The 15,123-nt window shown below is 70.0% G+C and carries 13 protein-coding genes and 1 tRNA gene; 10 read left to right on the top strand and 4 right to left on the bottom strand.

Going from position 1 to position 15,123, the window contains the following annotated elements:
* Nucleotides 1-148 precede the first annotated feature (148 nt).
* The 3 genes from pepN (at nt 149) to ACWGDE_RS10955 (ending at nt 5,863) form a co-directional block, all read left to right on the top strand.
* Entirely contained in the window at nt 149-2,680 is a 2,532-nt protein-coding gene (pepN, locus tag ACWGDE_RS10965; RefSeq protein WP_453388658.1) for an aminopeptidase N, read from the top strand.
* Between the two features lie 370 nt (nt 2,681-3,050).
* Nucleotides 3,051-4,457, top strand: coding sequence for a pyridoxal phosphate-dependent decarboxylase family protein (locus ACWGDE_RS10960; RefSeq protein ID WP_453388657.1), 1,407 nt, complete (start codon nt 3,051-3,053; stop codon nt 4,455-4,457).
* Nucleotides 4,454-5,863, top strand: a complete 1,410-nt coding sequence (locus ACWGDE_RS10955; RefSeq protein WP_453388656.1) for a lysine N(6)-hydroxylase/L-ornithine N(5)-oxygenase family protein — start codon at nt 4,454-4,456, stop codon at nt 5,861-5,863. Before ACWGDE_RS10960 ends, ACWGDE_RS10955 begins: the two co-directional genes overlap by 4 nt.
* A gap of 94 nt (nt 5,864-5,957) precedes the next feature.
* Here ACWGDE_RS10955 and ACWGDE_RS10950 read toward each other — a convergent pair whose 3' ends face one another.
* Complete coding sequence (locus tag ACWGDE_RS10950) at nt 5,958-7,769, bottom strand: bifunctional metallophosphatase/5'-nucleotidase (protein ID WP_453388655.1); 1,812 nt, start codon at nt 7,767-7,769, stop codon at nt 5,958-5,960.
* Nucleotides 7,770-7,864: 95 nt separating this feature from the next.
* Here ACWGDE_RS10950 and ACWGDE_RS10945 point away from each other — a divergent pair, with 95 nt between their 5' ends.
* On the top strand, nt 7,865-8,566 hold the full coding sequence (locus tag ACWGDE_RS10945) for an SIMPL domain-containing protein (protein ID WP_453388654.1): 702 nt from the start codon (nt 7,865-7,867) through the stop codon (nt 8,564-8,566).
* A gap of 158 nt (nt 8,567-8,724) precedes the next feature.
* Entirely contained in the window at nt 8,725-10,152 is a 1,428-nt protein-coding gene (gene pyk, locus ACWGDE_RS10940) for a pyruvate kinase (RefSeq protein WP_453388653.1), read from the top strand.
* A 13-nt stretch (nt 10,153-10,165) separates the two neighbouring features.
* Here pyk and ACWGDE_RS10935 read toward each other — a convergent pair whose 3' ends face one another.
* Nucleotides 10,166-10,750 carry an RBBP9/YdeN family alpha/beta hydrolase gene (locus ACWGDE_RS10935; RefSeq protein ID WP_453388652.1) on the bottom strand — a complete coding sequence of 195 codons (585 nt, stop codon included), beginning with the start codon at nt 10,748-10,750 and terminating at the stop codon, nt 10,166-10,168.
* Nucleotides 10,751-10,894: 144 nt separating this feature from the next.
* On the opposite strand from ACWGDE_RS10935, the gene ACWGDE_RS10930 reads away from it, so the two are divergent.
* The 4 genes from ACWGDE_RS10930 (at nt 10,895) to ACWGDE_RS10915 (ending at nt 13,282) form a co-directional block, all read left to right on the top strand.
* A complete protein-coding gene (locus ACWGDE_RS10930) occupies nt 10,895-11,497 on the top strand; it encodes a TetR/AcrR family transcriptional regulator (protein WP_453388651.1) in 603 nt (200 codons plus the stop codon).
* A complete protein-coding gene (locus ACWGDE_RS10925; protein WP_453388650.1) occupies nt 11,494-11,820 on the top strand; it encodes a hypothetical protein in 327 nt (108 codons plus the stop codon). The genes ACWGDE_RS10930 and ACWGDE_RS10925 overlap by 4 nt, the downstream gene beginning before the upstream one ends.
* Before the next feature lie 84 nt (nt 11,821-11,904).
* A complete protein-coding gene (locus ACWGDE_RS10920; protein WP_453388649.1) occupies nt 11,905-12,663 on the top strand; it encodes a hypothetical protein in 759 nt (252 codons plus the stop codon).
* Nucleotides 12,653-13,282 carry a Fic family protein gene (locus ACWGDE_RS10915; RefSeq protein WP_453388648.1) on the top strand — a complete coding sequence of 210 codons (630 nt, stop codon included), beginning with the start codon at nt 12,653-12,655 and terminating at the stop codon, nt 13,280-13,282. Before ACWGDE_RS10920 ends, ACWGDE_RS10915 begins: the two co-directional genes overlap by 11 nt.
* On the opposite strand, the gene ACWGDE_RS10910 is transcribed toward ACWGDE_RS10915, so the two are convergent.
* Nucleotides 13,279-14,034 (bottom strand): transcriptional regulator, encoded by a 756-nt coding sequence (locus ACWGDE_RS10910; protein ID WP_453388647.1) that lies wholly within the window; start codon nt 14,032-14,034, stop codon nt 13,279-13,281. The two genes, ACWGDE_RS10915 and ACWGDE_RS10910, sit on opposite strands and share 4 nt — an antisense overlap.
* A gap of 110 nt (nt 14,035-14,144) precedes the next feature.
* Nucleotides 14,145-14,219: transfer RNA gene (locus ACWGDE_RS10905), tRNA-Leu, on the bottom strand.
* Nucleotides 14,220-14,317: 98 nt separating this feature from the next.
* Here ACWGDE_RS10905 and ACWGDE_RS10900 point away from each other — a divergent pair.
* A complete protein-coding gene (locus ACWGDE_RS10900) occupies nt 14,318-14,974 on the top strand; it encodes an ANTAR domain-containing response regulator (protein ID WP_405494097.1) in 657 nt (218 codons plus the stop codon).
* The last annotated feature ends 149 nt before the right edge of the window (nt 14,975-15,123 follow it).

Below are 15,123 nucleotides of genomic sequence, written 5' to 3'. Positions count from 1 at the left end.
GGCCCCGAACCGCCCGGGCAAGAGCCCCGTACCGCCCGTCCGGATCCGTGCCGCCCGGGCAGGACCCCGCCCCGCAGGGACCCGCCCCCCAGGGGACGACACAGCGCCCCCTGGGGCCGGGTGCCGTTCATCCGGCAGCATGGGCCCCATGTCCGCATTGACGCGCAACGAAGCGCAGCTCCGAGCCCAGATCCTCGACGTCCGGCACTACGAGGTCGCCCTCGACCTCACCACCGGCGACGAGACGTTCGAATCCAGCACCGTCATCCGGTTCACCGCCCGCACCGCCGGAGACACCTTCCTCGAGCTGAAACCGGACGAACTGCGCTCCGTCGAGCTCGACGGACACCCCCTGGACCCGGCCGCCCTCGCCGACGGCCGCCTCCCGCTCACCGGGCTCACCGAGGGCCCGCACGAACTGCGCGTCCTCGCCCGCATGCGCTACTCCCGCACCGGCGAAGGCCTCCACCGCTTCACCGACCCCGCGGACGGGGAGACGTACGTCTACACCCAGATGTTCATGGACGACGTCCAGCGGGTCTTCCCGGCCTTCGACCAGCCCGACCTCAAGGCCGTCTTCGAGTTCACCGTCACCGCACCCCCGCACTGGACCGTCCTCGCCAACGGCGTCACCACCCGCATCGGCGAACGCCTCGGCGACGGCGGCGGCGGCTCGGGCGACGGATCCGCCTCCGAAGCCGGGATCTGGAAGTCCGCGCCCACCCCCGTCATCTCCACCTACCTCGCCGCCGTCGCCGCGGGCCCCTGGCACAGCGTCCGCACCGAACACGCCGGACTGCCCTTCGCGCTCCACTGCCGCCGCTCCCTCGCCCCCCACCTCGACGCGGACGCGCAGGAGATCCTCGACATCACCACCGCCTGCTACGACCGCTACCACGAGAAGTTCACCGAGCCCTACCCCTTCGACTCCTACGACCAGGCCTTCGTACCGGAGTTCAACGCGGGCGCCATGGAGAACCCCGGCCTGGTCACCTTCCGCGACGAGTACGTCTTCCGCTCCGCCGTCACCGACGCCGAACGCCAAAGGCGCGCCGTGACCATCGCGCACGAGATGGCCCACATGTGGTTCGGAGACCTCGTCACCCTCAGCTGGTGGGACGACATCTGGCTCAACGAGTCCTTCGCCGAATACATGGGCTACCAGACCCTCATCGAAGCCACCCGCTTCACCGAGACCTGGACCGGATTCGGCATGGAACGCAAGCCCTGGGGCTACGACGCCGACCAGCGCCCCTCCACCCACCCCGTCGCCCCCGACGTCTCCGCCGTCCCCGACACCGCCTCCGCCCTCCTCAACTTCGACGGCATCTCCTACGCCAAGGGCGCCTCCGCCCTGCGCCAACTCGTCGCCTGGCTCGGCGAGAAGGACTTCCTGGCCGGCATCAACACCCACTTCGCCCGCCACAAGTTCGCCAACGCCTCCCTCGCCGACTTCGTGGAATCCCTCGCCGCCCACACCGACCGCGACGTCCACGCCTGGGCCGACATCTGGCTGCGCACCACCGGCGTCGACACCCTCACCCCGCGCGTCGAGGAGAGCCACGGCGGCTGGACCCTCACCGTCGCCCGCACCGGCAGCCGCCCCCACCACATCGTGGCCGGCCTCTACGACCACGACCCCGACGGCGGCCTCGAAGCACGCGAGATCCTCGCCCTCGACGTCCCCTCCGACGAGGTCGTCTCGGTCGGCGGACCGCGCCCCGCCCTCCTCGTCCTCAACGACGGCGACCTCACCTACGCCAAGGTCCGCCTCGACGGGACCTCCCTGGAAACCGCCCTGCGCGGCATCTCCGGCCTCCCCGACCCGCTCACCCGCGCCGTCGTCTGGAACTCCCTGCGCGACATGGTCCGCGACGGCGAACTGGACGCCGGCGACTACCTGGCGACCGCCGGAGCCCACCTGCCCGAGGAGACGGATCTGGCCATCGTCCAGAACGTACTCGGCTTCGCCCGCACCCAGATCGCCACCCGCTACCTCACCCCCGAACACCGCACCGAGGCCCTCGCCACCCTCACCTCGATCGCCCGCGCCCTGCTGCGCCGCACCGAGGACGGCTCCGACCCCGGCCTGCGACTGCTCGCCGTCCGCACCTTCATCGACAGCGCCACCCGGCCCGAGATCCCCGCCGCCTGGCTCGCCGAGGACACCGTCCCCGGCGGACCCGAACTCGACCCCGAACTGCGCTGGCGCATCCTCGCCCGCCTGTCGGTCCTCGGAGCCGTCGGCGAAGCCGACATCGACGCCGCCCTCGCCGCCGACCCCAGCGCCACCGGCCAGGAAGGCGCCGCCCGCTGCCGCGCCGCCCTCCCCACGGCCGAGGCCAAGGCCGCCGCCTGGGACCGGCTCTTCCACGACGACACCCTGTCCAACTACCTGTTCACTGCCACCGCCCAGGGCTTCTGGCAGCCCGAACAGGCCGACCTCGTACGCGAGTACGTACCCCGCTACTACCCCGAAGCCGTCGCCCTCGGAGCCCGCCGCGGCCCCGCCATCGCCGAAGCCGCGGGCCGCTGGTGCTTCCCCGACCACGAGATCACCGAAGCCAACCTCCAGGCCGGCCGCGACTGCCTCACCGACCCCGACATCACCCCGTTCCTGCACCGCAAGCTCGTGGACCAGCTCGACGACCTGGCCCGAGCCCTGCGCACCCGCCGCTGACCCGAGGAGCCCTGCCCGCCCACCCGGCGGGGGCCCAGCCCGCGGGGTAGGGCCCTGCCCACCCGGCGGGCAGGGCCCTTGCCCTTGTCCTCGCCCTCGCCCTCGCCCTCGCCCTCGCCCCGATCCGGCTCCACGCCCGGCGGGGGAGGGCCCGTACCCGGTCCGGGCCCGGCGAGCCGCCCCCCCGGGTCGGGCACGGCCGCCCGATCCCCGGTAGCTCCGCCGGCCAGGCGAGCGGCCGGAAACCACCCACCTCACAAACCCGGGCGGTTACCCCATTCGGGTCTGATCGTTGTACCGCTCGGGTGCCCGACCCCATCACCGCGGCAACGCCCGCCCGCCGCCGATCCGTTCCCGTGAGGACAACCGCATGACAGCGTCCCCCGGCAGACCCGGCACAGGCAGCCCCGCCGCCCCCCTCGCGGGCGGAACCCACGGCCCCGACGCCCTGCGCCCCCTCCTCGACACCGTCCTCGACGCCCTGCGCACCGGAGCCCGCGCGCGCGGCGGACCGCTTCCGGCCGGCGGCCCCGACACCGTCGCCGCCCACGTCAGGGCCGCACTGGGCGACGTACTGCCCGAACACGGGCGCGGAGACCACGAAGCGCTACGGACCCTCGTGCACACCCTCGCCGCAGGCGCCGCCGACCCCGCCGACCCCCTGTGCGCGGCCCACCTGCACTGTCCGCCCCTAGCCGTGGCCGTCGCCGCCGACCTCGCCGCCAGCGCCCTCAACCCCTCCCTCGACTCCTGGGACCAGGCCCCCGCCGCCTCCGCCGTCGAAGCGCTCCTCACCCGCGCCCTCGCCGCCGAGTTCCACGACACCCCCCACCCCGACGCCGTCCTCACCACCGGCGGCACCGAAGCCAACCAGCTCGCCCTCCTCCTCGCCCGCGAACGCCACGGCCCGCGCCTGACCGTCCTGCACGGCGCCAACGCCCACCACTCCATCCCCCGCGCCGCCTGGCTCCTCGGCCTGCCCCCCGCCCGCGCCCTCCCCACCCCCACCGGGACCCTGACCCCCGACACCCTCGCCGAGGCCCTCGCCACCACCACCGGCCCCGTCCTCGTCACCGCCACCGCCGGCACCACCGACGCCGGCCTCATCGACCCCCTCGGGCCCCTCGCGGACCTCTGCGACCAGTACGGCGCCGACCTGCACATCGACGCCGCGTACGGCGGGCTCCTCCACCTCAGCCCCCGCCACCGCCCCAAACTCGCCGGCCTGGGCCGCGCCCGCTCCATCACCCTCGACCTGCACAAACTCGGCTGGCAACCCGTCGCCGCCGGGCTCCTCACCGTCCCCGACACCACCCTGCTGGCACCCCTCGCCCACCAGGCCGACTACCTCAACGCCGAGGACGACACCGAAGCCGGCCTGCCCGACCTCCTCGGCCGCTCCCTGCGCACCACCCGACGCGCCGACATCCTCAAGATCGCCGCCACCCTGCGCTCCCTCGGCCGGGACGGCCTCACCCAGCTCATCGACCGCACCTGCGCACTCGCCGAGCAACTCGCACAACGCCTCGAAGCACACCCCGCCTTCGAACTCCACGCGGCGCCCACCATCAGCACCGTCCTGTTCCGGCCCACCCACGCCGAAGACACCGCGATCGCCGCCCTGCGCCGCACCCTCCTCCTGGACGGCAGCGCCGTACTGGGCCGGGCCACCGCCGACGGCCGCCTGTGGCTCAAAGCCACCCTGCTCAACCCCCACGCCACGGCGCGGGACCTGGACGCCCTCGTGAACCTCCTGGAAGGCAGCACCCACCGATGACCGCCCAGCTCGATGCACCCCACGACCTCGTCGGAATCGGCATCGGACCCTTCAACCTCTCCCTCGCTGCTCTCGCCCACGGCCTGCCCCATCAAGGAGCCGGAGAGCTCGCCACCGCCTTCTACGACCAGCGCCGCGACTTCCGCTGGCACCCCGGACTCCTCATCGACGGAGCCACCCTCCAAGTCCCCTTCCTCGCCGACCTCGTCACCCTCGCCGACCCCGCCAGCCCCTGGTCCTTCCTCAGCTACCTCAAGCACAAGGACCGGCTCTTCCCCTTCTACTTCGCCGAGCGCTTCCACATCCAGCGCGCCGAGTACGACGCCTACTGCCGCTGGGTCGCCGGCCGCCTGCCCGGACTCCACTTCGGCCACCAGGTCGACGCCGTCCGCTGGAACCCCGAACGCGCCCTCTTCGAAGTCGACTTCACCCAGCTCGACGCCGACGGCGAAGCCGAGGCCCTCGGACGCACCTACACCCGCCACCTCGCCCTCGGCATCGGGACCGCCCCCTACGTCCCCGAACCCCTGCGCCCCCTCGCCGAAGCCCCCACCGTCCCGGTGATCCACTCCGCCGAGTACCTCGACAACCGGCAGCGCATCCTCGGCGCCGACCACGTCACCGTCATCGGATCGGGCCAGTCCGGCGCCGAAGTCTTCCTCGACCTGCTCCGCTCCCGCCCCGCCGGCCGCGAACGCCTCACCTGGCTCGCCCGCACCCCCTCCTTCGCCCCCATGGAGTACTCCAAGCTCGGCCTGGAGCACTTCACCCCCGACTACACCCGCTACTTCCACGCCCTCCCCGAACCCGTCCGCGACCGCCTCGTCCCCGCCCAATGGCAACTCCACAAGGGCATCGACGCCGACACCATCGCCGCCATCCACGAGGAGCTCTACCGCCGCACCCTCGACGGAGGCTGGCCCGACGCCGTCCTCACCCCCGGAGTCAGCGTCCGCACCGCCGGCCGCGTCGCCACCACCAAGGTCGAGCTCCACCTCGAACACGTGGAACAGGGCACCCGCTCCCGTCTCACCACCGACGCCGTCGTCCTCGCCACCGGCTACAAGGAGCGACCGCTCAGCGGCCTCCTCGCCGGCCTCGACCCCTACCTGCGCAAGGACTCCTCCGGACGCCCCCGCATCGACGACCACTACCGGATGATCACCGACCCGGCCGTCACCGGCAGCATCTTCGTCCAGAACGGCGAACGCCACACCCACGGCGTCGGAGCCCCCGACCTCGGCCTCGCCGCCTGGCGCAGCGCCGCCATCCTCAACACCCTCACCGGCAAAGAGCCCTACCCGCAGCCCACCCGCACCGCGTTCACCACCTTCGGCCTCGAACAGCGCGAACACACCCGCCCCCAACCCACCGTCGAACTGCTCCCGCTCGTCGAACACCCCTGACCCCCGCGGCCACGCCCCGCGCCACCCCCGGAAACCCGGACGGGGCCGGGAACCGCCACCACGGACCCCGGCCCCGCCCCCGTACGAACAGCGCCTAGAAGACCGGCGTGCCCGCCCGGGTCAGCCGCCAGTCCACGGACGCGAACTGCGCCGGATCCACCGTGCCCTTCGCCTTCACCCACGTGATGATCGTGTTGCGGATCTCGTCCGAGTTCGCCCACAGCTGCTTGGCCTGCGGCACGTGCGGGAAATTGCCGCCGCCCGAAGCCCGGTAGTTGTTCACCGCCAGCACGAACTGAGCCGACGGATCCACCGGCTTGCCCTGGAACGACAGCCCCGTGATCCGCGAACCCACCGGCTGCGCGATGTCGATGTCGTACGTCAGCCCGTACACCGCGTCGTAGTTGTAGTCCGGCGTGCTCTCCGCGTTCGTCAGCTTCGCCGGATCCACCACGTCACCCGGAGCCGTCCGCACGTAGTACTTCGCCGAGTACTCCAGGTACGCCTTCACCTGCGCACCCGTCAGCAGCCGTGCCTCCAGCGTGTTCTCGAACGGGTACAGACCCGCCGCGTCCTTGATCGTCACCTGCCCGGCCGGTATCGCCGCCGTCCGCGAGAAGCACGAAGCCTGCGACAGCACCGGAAGCGCCGCCCACTCCGTACCCGCCAGCGCGCCCTTCACCGTCTCCGCCTGCACGTGGTTGATCAGGTCGATGATCGCCACGTCCTTGACCGGACCCTCCGCCGACGACATCGCCTGCGTCGAGGTACCGATCACCTGGTTCACGTACGCCACGACCTTGCGGTGCTCGTCCGACAGCAGCCGCACGATCTTCGGGTCCTCCACCGCCGCATTCGAATTCAGCACCCGGGCGGACACCTTCTCCACCGACCAGCAGCCCTTCGCCCACGACAGCTCGAAGTCGAACAGCGTCAGACGCTGACCCCACTTCAACGGCTCCGACAGCACCACGTCCTTGCCGGTCGCCTTGTTCTTCACCCGGTACTCCGGGATCTCCGTGTGCGCGTGCCCCACCAGGATCGCGTCGATCCCCGGCACCTGCTCCGCCACCAGACCCGCCGCGTTCTCGATGTACGGAAGCTGGTCCCCGTAGCTCGACGTACCGCTCGACCCCGAATGCGCCGACACGATCACCACGTCCGCACCCAGCGACCGCAGCCGCGGCACGTACTTCGCCGCCTGCTCCTCAAGACCCGGGAACGTCATCTTCCCCTGCACGTTCGCCTTGTCCCAGATCGCGATCCCCGGATTCGTCAGACCCAGAACCGCCACCTTCACATCCCGCCCGTGCGGAGTCCGCAGCCGGTGCATGCTGTACGGAGGAAACGCCGGCCGCAACGTCTTCGCATCCAGAGCGTTCGCCCCCAGCAGCGGGAAATCACACTGCTCCTCGAACTTGCGCAGCACCGGAATGCCGTAATTGAACTCGTGGTTCCCCAGCGCCGCCGCGTCATAGCCGATCGCGTTCATCGCCTGCGCCATCGGATGCACCGGACCACGCCGCGCGGTGATCGGATCCACCTTCGCGTAGTAGTACGACAGCTGCGTGCCCTGAATGGTGTCACCGGCGTCGATCAGCAGGGTGTTGCGCCGCCCCTTCTGCTCGCGCACCTCGTTGACCAGCGTCGAGATCTTCGCCAGCCCGACGTCGTTGTGCGCCTTGTCGTCGAACTCCTTGTCCGTGAAGTAGTCCCAGTTGAAGACGTTCCCGTGCAGGTCGGTCGTCCCCATCACCGTGAACGCGTACGTCTTCGGCTTCTTGGCCGAAGGCGCGCCCGCGACCCCGTCGGCCGCCGCGGCCGGGGTGCTCGTGGCCCCCGCCAGTGCCACAGCCGCACCCGTGGCAGCCGAAGTGCCCAGGAATGTCCTACGGTCGAATGCCATGCCATCTCCCCTTTTGAGGCGTACTGGTAAAGCAACGCGCGTAGATTCTGACCCAGCGGTAACAGGCCGCAACACCCCCCACAGGTTTCGATCCGATGACCACACCCGTACCGCACCAGCACTACGGAACCCCCGAAGTCCCCCGCGTAGCAGTCCGCGGCGAAGCCACCCTCGAAGTCGACCCCGAGATCGCCCGCATCGGCATCACCGTCAGCGCCCGCGGCACCGACCGCCGCACCGCACTCGAAGACCTCACCCGCCGCAACAACGCCGTCCTCGACCTCGTCAAAAGCTACGGCGACCCCGTCGAGAAACTCGAAACCGGCACCTTCTCCATCACCCCCGAACTCACCCGCCACGGCCGCGGCGAACGCATCCGCGCCTACCACGGACGCGTCCACCTCACCGCCGAACTCAACGACTTCACCACCCTCGGCGAACTCACCACCCGCCTCGCCGACCTCGAACTCACCCAGGTCGACGGCCCCTGGTGGGCCCTGCGCCCCACCTCGCCCGCCCACGGCGAAGCCCGCCGCCAAGCCGTACTCGAAGCCGTCCAGCGCGCCCGCGAATACGCCGCCGCCCTCGGCGCCAACCTCGCAGCCCTCGTCGAACTCGCCGACCTCGGCGCCGACAACGCCCCCGCCCCCTTCCAGCCCGCCGGCGCCGCCATGCGCACCATGGCCTTCAGCGCCGCGGAAGACGCAGGACCGCCCGCCCTCGACCTCGAACCCCAACGCCAGACCGTCTACGCACAGGTGAACGCACGCTTCACCATGACCCCTCCCCAGCTCTGAAAAACGACCCCCGCATCCCGAAGAACCGGCGCTCGGGGGTGCTCATCAGAGCACCCCCATGCACATTCAACAATTGTCAACAACCTTTTGCTCAAAGGTTGTTGAGTGGACACCCGGAACCAATTTCCTACTCCCTGGTAGGGGCATACGCTCGCCCCATGCGCCGAGCAAAAATCGTATGTACCCTGGGCCCCGCAACCGACTCATACGACCAGATCAAAGCCCTGGTCGAAGCCGGAATGGACATCGCCCGCTTCAACCTCAGCCACGGCACCTACGCCGAACACGAGGAGCGTTACCAGCGCGTCCGCAAGGCCTCCGACGAAACTGGCCGCAGCGTCGGCGTCCTCGCAGACCTTCAAGGCCCGAAGATCCGCCTGGGCCGCTTCCGCGAAGGACCCGTACTCCTTGAACGCGGCGACGAGTTCACCATCACCGTCGAAGACCACGAAGGCGACCGCCACACCTGCGGCACCACCTACAAAGGCCTCGCCACCGACGTCACCACCGGCGAACGCATCCTCGTAGACGACGGCCGCGTCACCCTCGAAGTCACCGCAGTCGACGGACCCCGCGTCCACACCCGCGTCATCGAAGGCGGCATGGTCTCCGACCACAAGGGACTCAACCTCCCCGGCGTCGCAGTCTCCGTCCCCGCCCTCTCCGAAAAGGACATCGAAGACCTCCGCTGGGCCCTGCGCACCGGCGCCGACGTCATCGCCCTCTCCTTCGTCCGCAGCGGCCGCGACATCGAAGACGTCCACCGCATCATGGACGAAGAAGGCCGACGCCTCCCCGTCATCGCCAAGGTCGAAAAGCCCCAGGCAGTCGAGAACATCGAGGACATCGTCGCCGCCTTCGACGGCATCATGGTCGCCCGCGGCGACCTCGGCGTCGAAATGCCCCTGGAACAAGTCCCCATCGTCCAAAAGCGCGCCGTCAAGCTCGCCAAGCGCAACGCCAAGCCCGTCATCGTCGCCACCCAAATGCTCGACTCGATGATCGACAACAGCCGGCCCACCCGCGCCGAAGCCTCCGACGTCGCCAACGCCGTCATCGACGGCACCGACGCCGTCATGCTCTCCGGCGAAACCAGCGTCGGCAAATACCCCGTCGAAACCGTCCGCACGATGTCCCGCATCGTCGAAGCCGCCGAGGAAGACATCCTCGCCAAGGGCCTGCCCCCGCTGACGGACCGCAACAAGCCCCGCACCCAGGGCGGAGCAGTCGCCCGCGCCGCCGCCGAGATGGGTGACTTCCTCGGCGCCAAGTTCCTCGTCGCCTTCACCCAGAGCGGAGACACCGTCCGCCGGCTCTCCCGCTACCGCTCACCCATCCCCCTCCTCGCCTTCACCCCCGACCCCTTCACCCGCTCCCAGCTCAACCTCACCTGGGGCGTCGAAACCTTCCTCGGCCCCCACGTCGACTCCACCGACGCCATGGTTGCCCAGGTCGAAGAAGAGCTCCTGCGCATCGGCCGCTGCGTACCCGGCGACATCGTCGTCATCACCGCCGGCTCACCCCCCGGCGTCACCGGATCCACCAACCTCGTCCGCGTCCACCGCATCGGCGACGCAGTCCGCTGACGCCGACCGGCGCCTACAGCACCTCACGTATAAGACGCACCGCGTCGGGCAACTCCAACCGGCTCTCACCCGTACTCGGGAAGTGCCCGCCCGACGCGGTCACCCGCGCCTCGGCGCCCAACTCCCGTACGAACCGCAGCACATGCTCGCCCGTCTTCTCCCCGGTCACCGGGTCATCGGCCGCATGCAGCACACGGAACTCCCGCGCCGCCTTGCGGATCTTCTGCCAGTCGAACTCCGGCGAGAAGAACGGCGCCAACGCGTCATAGCCCACCTCCCCGGACATCGACGCCACGAACACCACCCCCGCGAACGCCCCCTCGGCATCCGTATCGTGCTGCTGAAGCAACCGCAGCACATTCACCCCGCCCAGGCTGTGCCCCACCAGCACCGTCTCACCCGCGGGCACCTCCTCCGGCCCGGCCGCCGTCTCCGCCTCCAGCGCCGACAGCCACGCATCCGCCTCCGGCGCGAACGGCTCGGGGAAGTTCGGAATCCGCACCTCGTGCCCCTCGGCGGCGAACTCCTCGCCCACCGCCGAGTACCAGTGCTCCCCGCCGTTCATCCCGTACCCGTGCGCGAACACGATCTTGCCCATGGCTCTGCCCCCTGATCCAGTCCACCGGCGCGGCCATCCGGCCCGCCGATCCATCCGGTCCATCCGGTCCATCCGGTCCATCCGGTTCTTCAATCGAAACGCTACGCCGCGTTTCGATAAAACGCTAGGGCTTATCGTGATCCCGTGTCAATCACTCCTTCGGGCACCCCCCGCACCGGCGGCCGCATCCGCAACGAAGACGCCCACCACTCCGTCCTCGAAGCCACCACCGCACTCCTCGTCGAAAACGGCTACGGAGCCCTCACCATCGAAGGCGTCGCCAAACGCGCCAACGTAGCCAAAAGCACCGTCTACCGCTGGTGGAAGTCCAAGCCCGCCCTCGTCATGGACGCCTACGCCCACGAAACCGCCACCCGCGTCCCCGAACCCGACACCGGCACCCTCACCGGCGACCTCACCGCCTTCGTCACCGACCTCTACCGCATCGGCCGCGACCCCGTCCGCACCAAAGCCCTCACCGGCCTCATGGCCGAAGCCCAACTCGACCCCGCCTTCGCCGAACCCTTCCGCGCCTGGGCCGCCACCCGCCGCGAAATCGTCGCCACCCTCCTCACCCGCGCCATCACCCGCGAAGAGCTCCCCGCCACCACCGACATCGCCCACGCCACCGACCTCGTCTTCGGCCCCTTCTGGTACCGCCTCCTCGTCGCCCACGCCCCCCTCGACCCCGCGGACGCCGAAGCCCACGTCGCCACCCTCCTCCACGGCCTCACGAGCCACCCGTGAGGTACGGACGCCGACTGCGCCGCCTGGTCGTCGCCGACGGCACCACCTGGCGCTGGAACGTCCGCTGGAGCCCCACCTCCCTGACCCTGTGGGTCAACCACGAGGACACCCCGAGACTCCGCCAGGCCATCGCCTTCCACGCCGCCCCCGGCCGCCTCGCCGACCACTCCACCTCCGGCCACGTGGCGAGCCACGCCGGCCCGTGGCTCAGCCTCCACGAACCGGCGAACGTCCGCGCCCTCCTGGACCTGGCCCGCCCCCAACTGGACGAGCCCCTCCGCGAGATCGACGGCTGGCCGCTCTACGACGCCCTCACGCGCTGAGCGGGGCGCCCGGGCCGCCGGATGACGCGATCGGCAGGAGCTCGGCCCCGAATGCCGGCGCACACGACGGCACGAGAAACCCGTATGACAAAGCCGCGACCCCTTGGCAAGATCGCCCAGTCACCCTGCCCCGCTCGATTCCGGAGGAACACCACGGCCACCCGCTACGAGCGCGCCCCGGCCCGGTTGCCGTGGTCCGCCGTCGACCCCGACCTCATCGCCTTCGACTGGGACGACGAGGAAAGCTCCCACCTCACCACAGTGATCGCCTCGATGGTTCCCCCCATCGACGCAGAGTGGATGGAGAAGCATCGCTTCACCAACGAGGTCACCGCACTCTTGGAAGCCCGATACGGCCCATGGACCTGCGGATGGCACTGGGCCATCGGCGAGGGCGGAGGCGGCGGCATCGTCGCCAGCTGGTGCTGCGTCTCCCATTCCGTCGGCGAACCCGCGGCGACCGCCGCCAAGGTGGTCGCGTCGCTGCTGGAATGGCGCGACTGGCTGGAAGACCTGGCCGAACGGTTCGCACGACTGGCGCCACCCGCCGGGGCGGACGCCGAGGACCGCAGCTGGCACCTGGAACGGGCCGCCACCCGCCTGGTGACGGTGGTCATGGACCGCACGGGTGCCCAATGCGGCTGGTACGGGCTCTGCCACGCGGTGCTCACGTGGTTCCTCACCTCCACCGGCATGGGGCCCGAGACCGCGAAGGAAGCGGTCTACGCCGCGATCGGCGGACGGTTCAAGAGCTGGACGACACCGTCGCGGACCCTGGTCGACACCGTGGGGGAGGACCTGGCGGTGAGCCTGACCGGAGAGCAGCCCTACCGTGACCACTGACTCCCTGGCCGCCTGGTGCGAGGCCAGGAACCGGATCGACTGGGCTTCCGCGGCCGGCGAAACACCGGCCCCGGTCGAAGCGACCGCGGACGGCCTCGCCGCCTGGTGCGACGAGGGAGGCCGTTCCTCGGACCCGGACCGAGGCACCCGATTGCACGCGGCGCTGGCTCAATCACGCGCGGACGCTGCCCACCAGCGCCCCCTCACCTACGAGCTCCTGGCGAGCTGGCAGCGGATCGTCCTGGGCCTGCCCGAGGTGTCGTTCAGACAGGGCGACGCCTTCGCCAAGGGCGGCCGGGAACGCTACGCGCTCACGCCGCACACCCGGCGGGACTTCGACCACTGCCTGCGCGAGAGCGCCGACCCGAAAATCCCCCTGGCCTCCCGCGCGGCCAGGGCCTACCTGGACGTGGCCTTCTTCCACCCCTTCCCGGACGGCAACGCCCGCCTCGCCCTGCTCACCCTCGCCTACGTCCTGGACCTGGAGGGAGTCCGCCTGGACCAGGCGGGCCCCCTGCAGACCACGCGCTACGCGGACGACGCCCCCGGCGCGGCAGACCTGGCCACCCTGCTCTCCATCCTCATCCGCGCGACCCACCACCGGGCGCAGCCCCGCTAGTACTTCGGCCCGATGTGGGCGTCCATGAGCGCGACGGACGCCTTTCGGGCGACGGAGACGTTGAAGGGGTCGCTGCCCCGCGCGAGGATCGTCCACTGGACGCCGACCTTGGTGAGGGTGTCGGTACAGAGCTTCCGGATGTCGTCCGACTTGTTGGTGAAGAAGTACCGGGGGTACTCGTAGCGCTTCCGCTCGCCGCCGACCATCCGGGTGGTCCAGTTCGTGACCCGGCATCCGTCGGAGTAGATGAGCCCCCGGAGGAACTCCCAGGGGTGGGCATCGACGATGGCTTGCTGCCAGTCCTCGAGGACGATGCGGCGGTCGTGCTTCTTGCCTGGGCCGTGCTGCGGGAACAGGCGGGTGAGGTGCTTGGAGTGCACCTTGACGTCATGGCAGCCGACCTTCTTCGCCCGACACACCCGATTGAACGGGAACACTTGCCGCATCGACTGTTCCGCGGAGTCCATGAGGCCGGGCCACTTGTCGTCGCAGGTGATTCTCATGCTCGGCACGCGGTGAGCCGCGGGCTGGCTTATGTAGCCATCGCCGAGATAGAGACCGAGTAGGTAGGAGTAGGAGGCCGAGTCGGTGGGGAGTGCGAAGGGTGCGGCCTGTTTGGGCAAGGGGTTCACTCGCTTTTTCCAGGCGCGGATCGCGGCCCGGGAAATGCCGGTTTCCTTGCTGACGGAGTTCATGCTGCGGCCGTCGTCGAGCAGGCTCAGCGTGCGTATGCGCGTTGCGATGTCGTACATGTGACTGACGCTGCTGGTCTGCGGTGCGTCCACATGGTGGATTTCGGCAAGCTTCGCCAGAACGAGCGATGGCCACGCGAAGATCGCGTGACCATGGAATCCAAGCTATGTGCCCCAGGTGGGATTCGAACCCACACTGTCCGCTGTTTGAGAGCGGCCTCTCTAACCAGTTGGAGTACTGGGGCCTAAGAAACAAAGGCTCTGGGGAGCCCTGCGCGACACCACCTTACAGGAGGTAGGTAGGCTCAGGGGAGCTTGATATGCCCCGCAAAGAGGAGCCGCAGTGACCGCCGAGCACGAGTCGACGCCCACGCCCGACGCCGACCAGTCGCACGTTCCGCCGCTGACGACGCGCGTCGTCATCGCCGAGGACGAGGCGCTCATCCGTCTCGACCTCAAGGAAATGCTGGAGGAGGAGGGCTACGCCGTCGTCGGCGAGGCCGGAGACGGGCAGACCGCCGTCGAGCTGGCCCGGGAGCACCGTCCCGACCTGGTGATCCTCGACGTGAAGATGCCCGTCCTGGACGGGATCTCCGCCGCCGAGAAGATCGCGGAGGAGTCCATCGCCCCCGTGCTGATGCTGACCGCGTTCTCGCAGCGCGACCTCGTCGAGCGGGCTCGGGACGCCGGGGCCATGGCGTACCTGGTGAAGCCGTTCAGCAAGAGCGACGTCGTACCGGCCATCGAGATGGCCGTCTCCCGCTTCGCGGAGCTTCGCGCGCTGGAGAAGGAGGTCGCCGACCTCTCGCTCCGCCTGGAGACCCGCAAGCTCGTGGACCGCGCCAAGAGCATCCTGCAGACGCAGTACGGGCTCTCCGAGCCGGCCGCCTTCCGCTGGATCCAGAAGACCTCCATGGACCGCCGGATGTCCATGCAGCAGGTCGCCGAGGCGGTCATCGAGGACGCCGAGGAGAAGAAGGCCGCCGCCAAGGGCGAGTAGGACCCCAGTAGGACCCGCAGTAAACAGTGAGGCCCGCCCCCCGGGACACGGTGCGGGGGGGGGCCGCCCTCGTACGGGCAGGGGCGTATAAACAAAAGACGCGGCCGCCGGCGTTATTTGTGTTTATAGCGGGGGGGGGCGGGTGAATT

The organism is Streptomyces sp. NPDC054956 (assembly GCF_053609185.1).
The sequence above is the reverse complement of the archived record's forward strand: the minus strand, read 5'-3'. Positions and strand labels throughout refer to the sequence as shown.

Excerpts from the sequence above, each read along its gene's own strand:
- pepN (WP_453388658.1), top strand. The coding sequence starts at position 149 with ATGTCCGCATTGACGCGCAACGAAGCGCAGCTCCGAGCCCAGATCCTC.
- ACWGDE_RS10955 (WP_453388656.1), top strand. The coding sequence starts at position 4,454 with ATGACCGCCCAGCTCGATGCACCCCACGACCTCGTCGGAATCGGCATC.
- ACWGDE_RS10960 (WP_453388657.1), top strand. The coding sequence starts at position 3,051 with ATGACAGCGTCCCCCGGCAGACCCGGCACAGGCAGCCCCGCCGCCCCC.
- pyk (WP_453388653.1), top strand. The coding sequence starts at position 8,725 with ATGCGCCGAGCAAAAATCGTATGTACCCTGGGCCCCGCAACCGACTCA.
- ACWGDE_RS10945 (WP_453388654.1), top strand. The coding sequence starts at position 7,865 with ATGACCACACCCGTACCGCACCAGCACTACGGAACCCCCGAAGTCCCC.
- ACWGDE_RS10950 (WP_453388655.1), bottom strand. The coding sequence starts at position 7,769 with ATGGCATTCGACCGTAGGACATTCCTGGGCACTTCGGCTGCCACGGGT.
- ACWGDE_RS10935 (WP_453388652.1), bottom strand. The coding sequence starts at position 10,750 with ATGGGCAAGATCGTGTTCGCGCACGGGTACGGGATGAACGGCGGGGAG.
- ACWGDE_RS10910 (WP_453388647.1), bottom strand. The coding sequence starts at position 14,034 with ATGTACGACATCGCAACGCGCATACGCACGCTGAGCCTGCTCGACGAC.
- ACWGDE_RS10920 (WP_453388649.1), top strand. The coding sequence starts at position 11,905 with ATGACAAAGCCGCGACCCCTTGGCAAGATCGCCCAGTCACCCTGCCCC.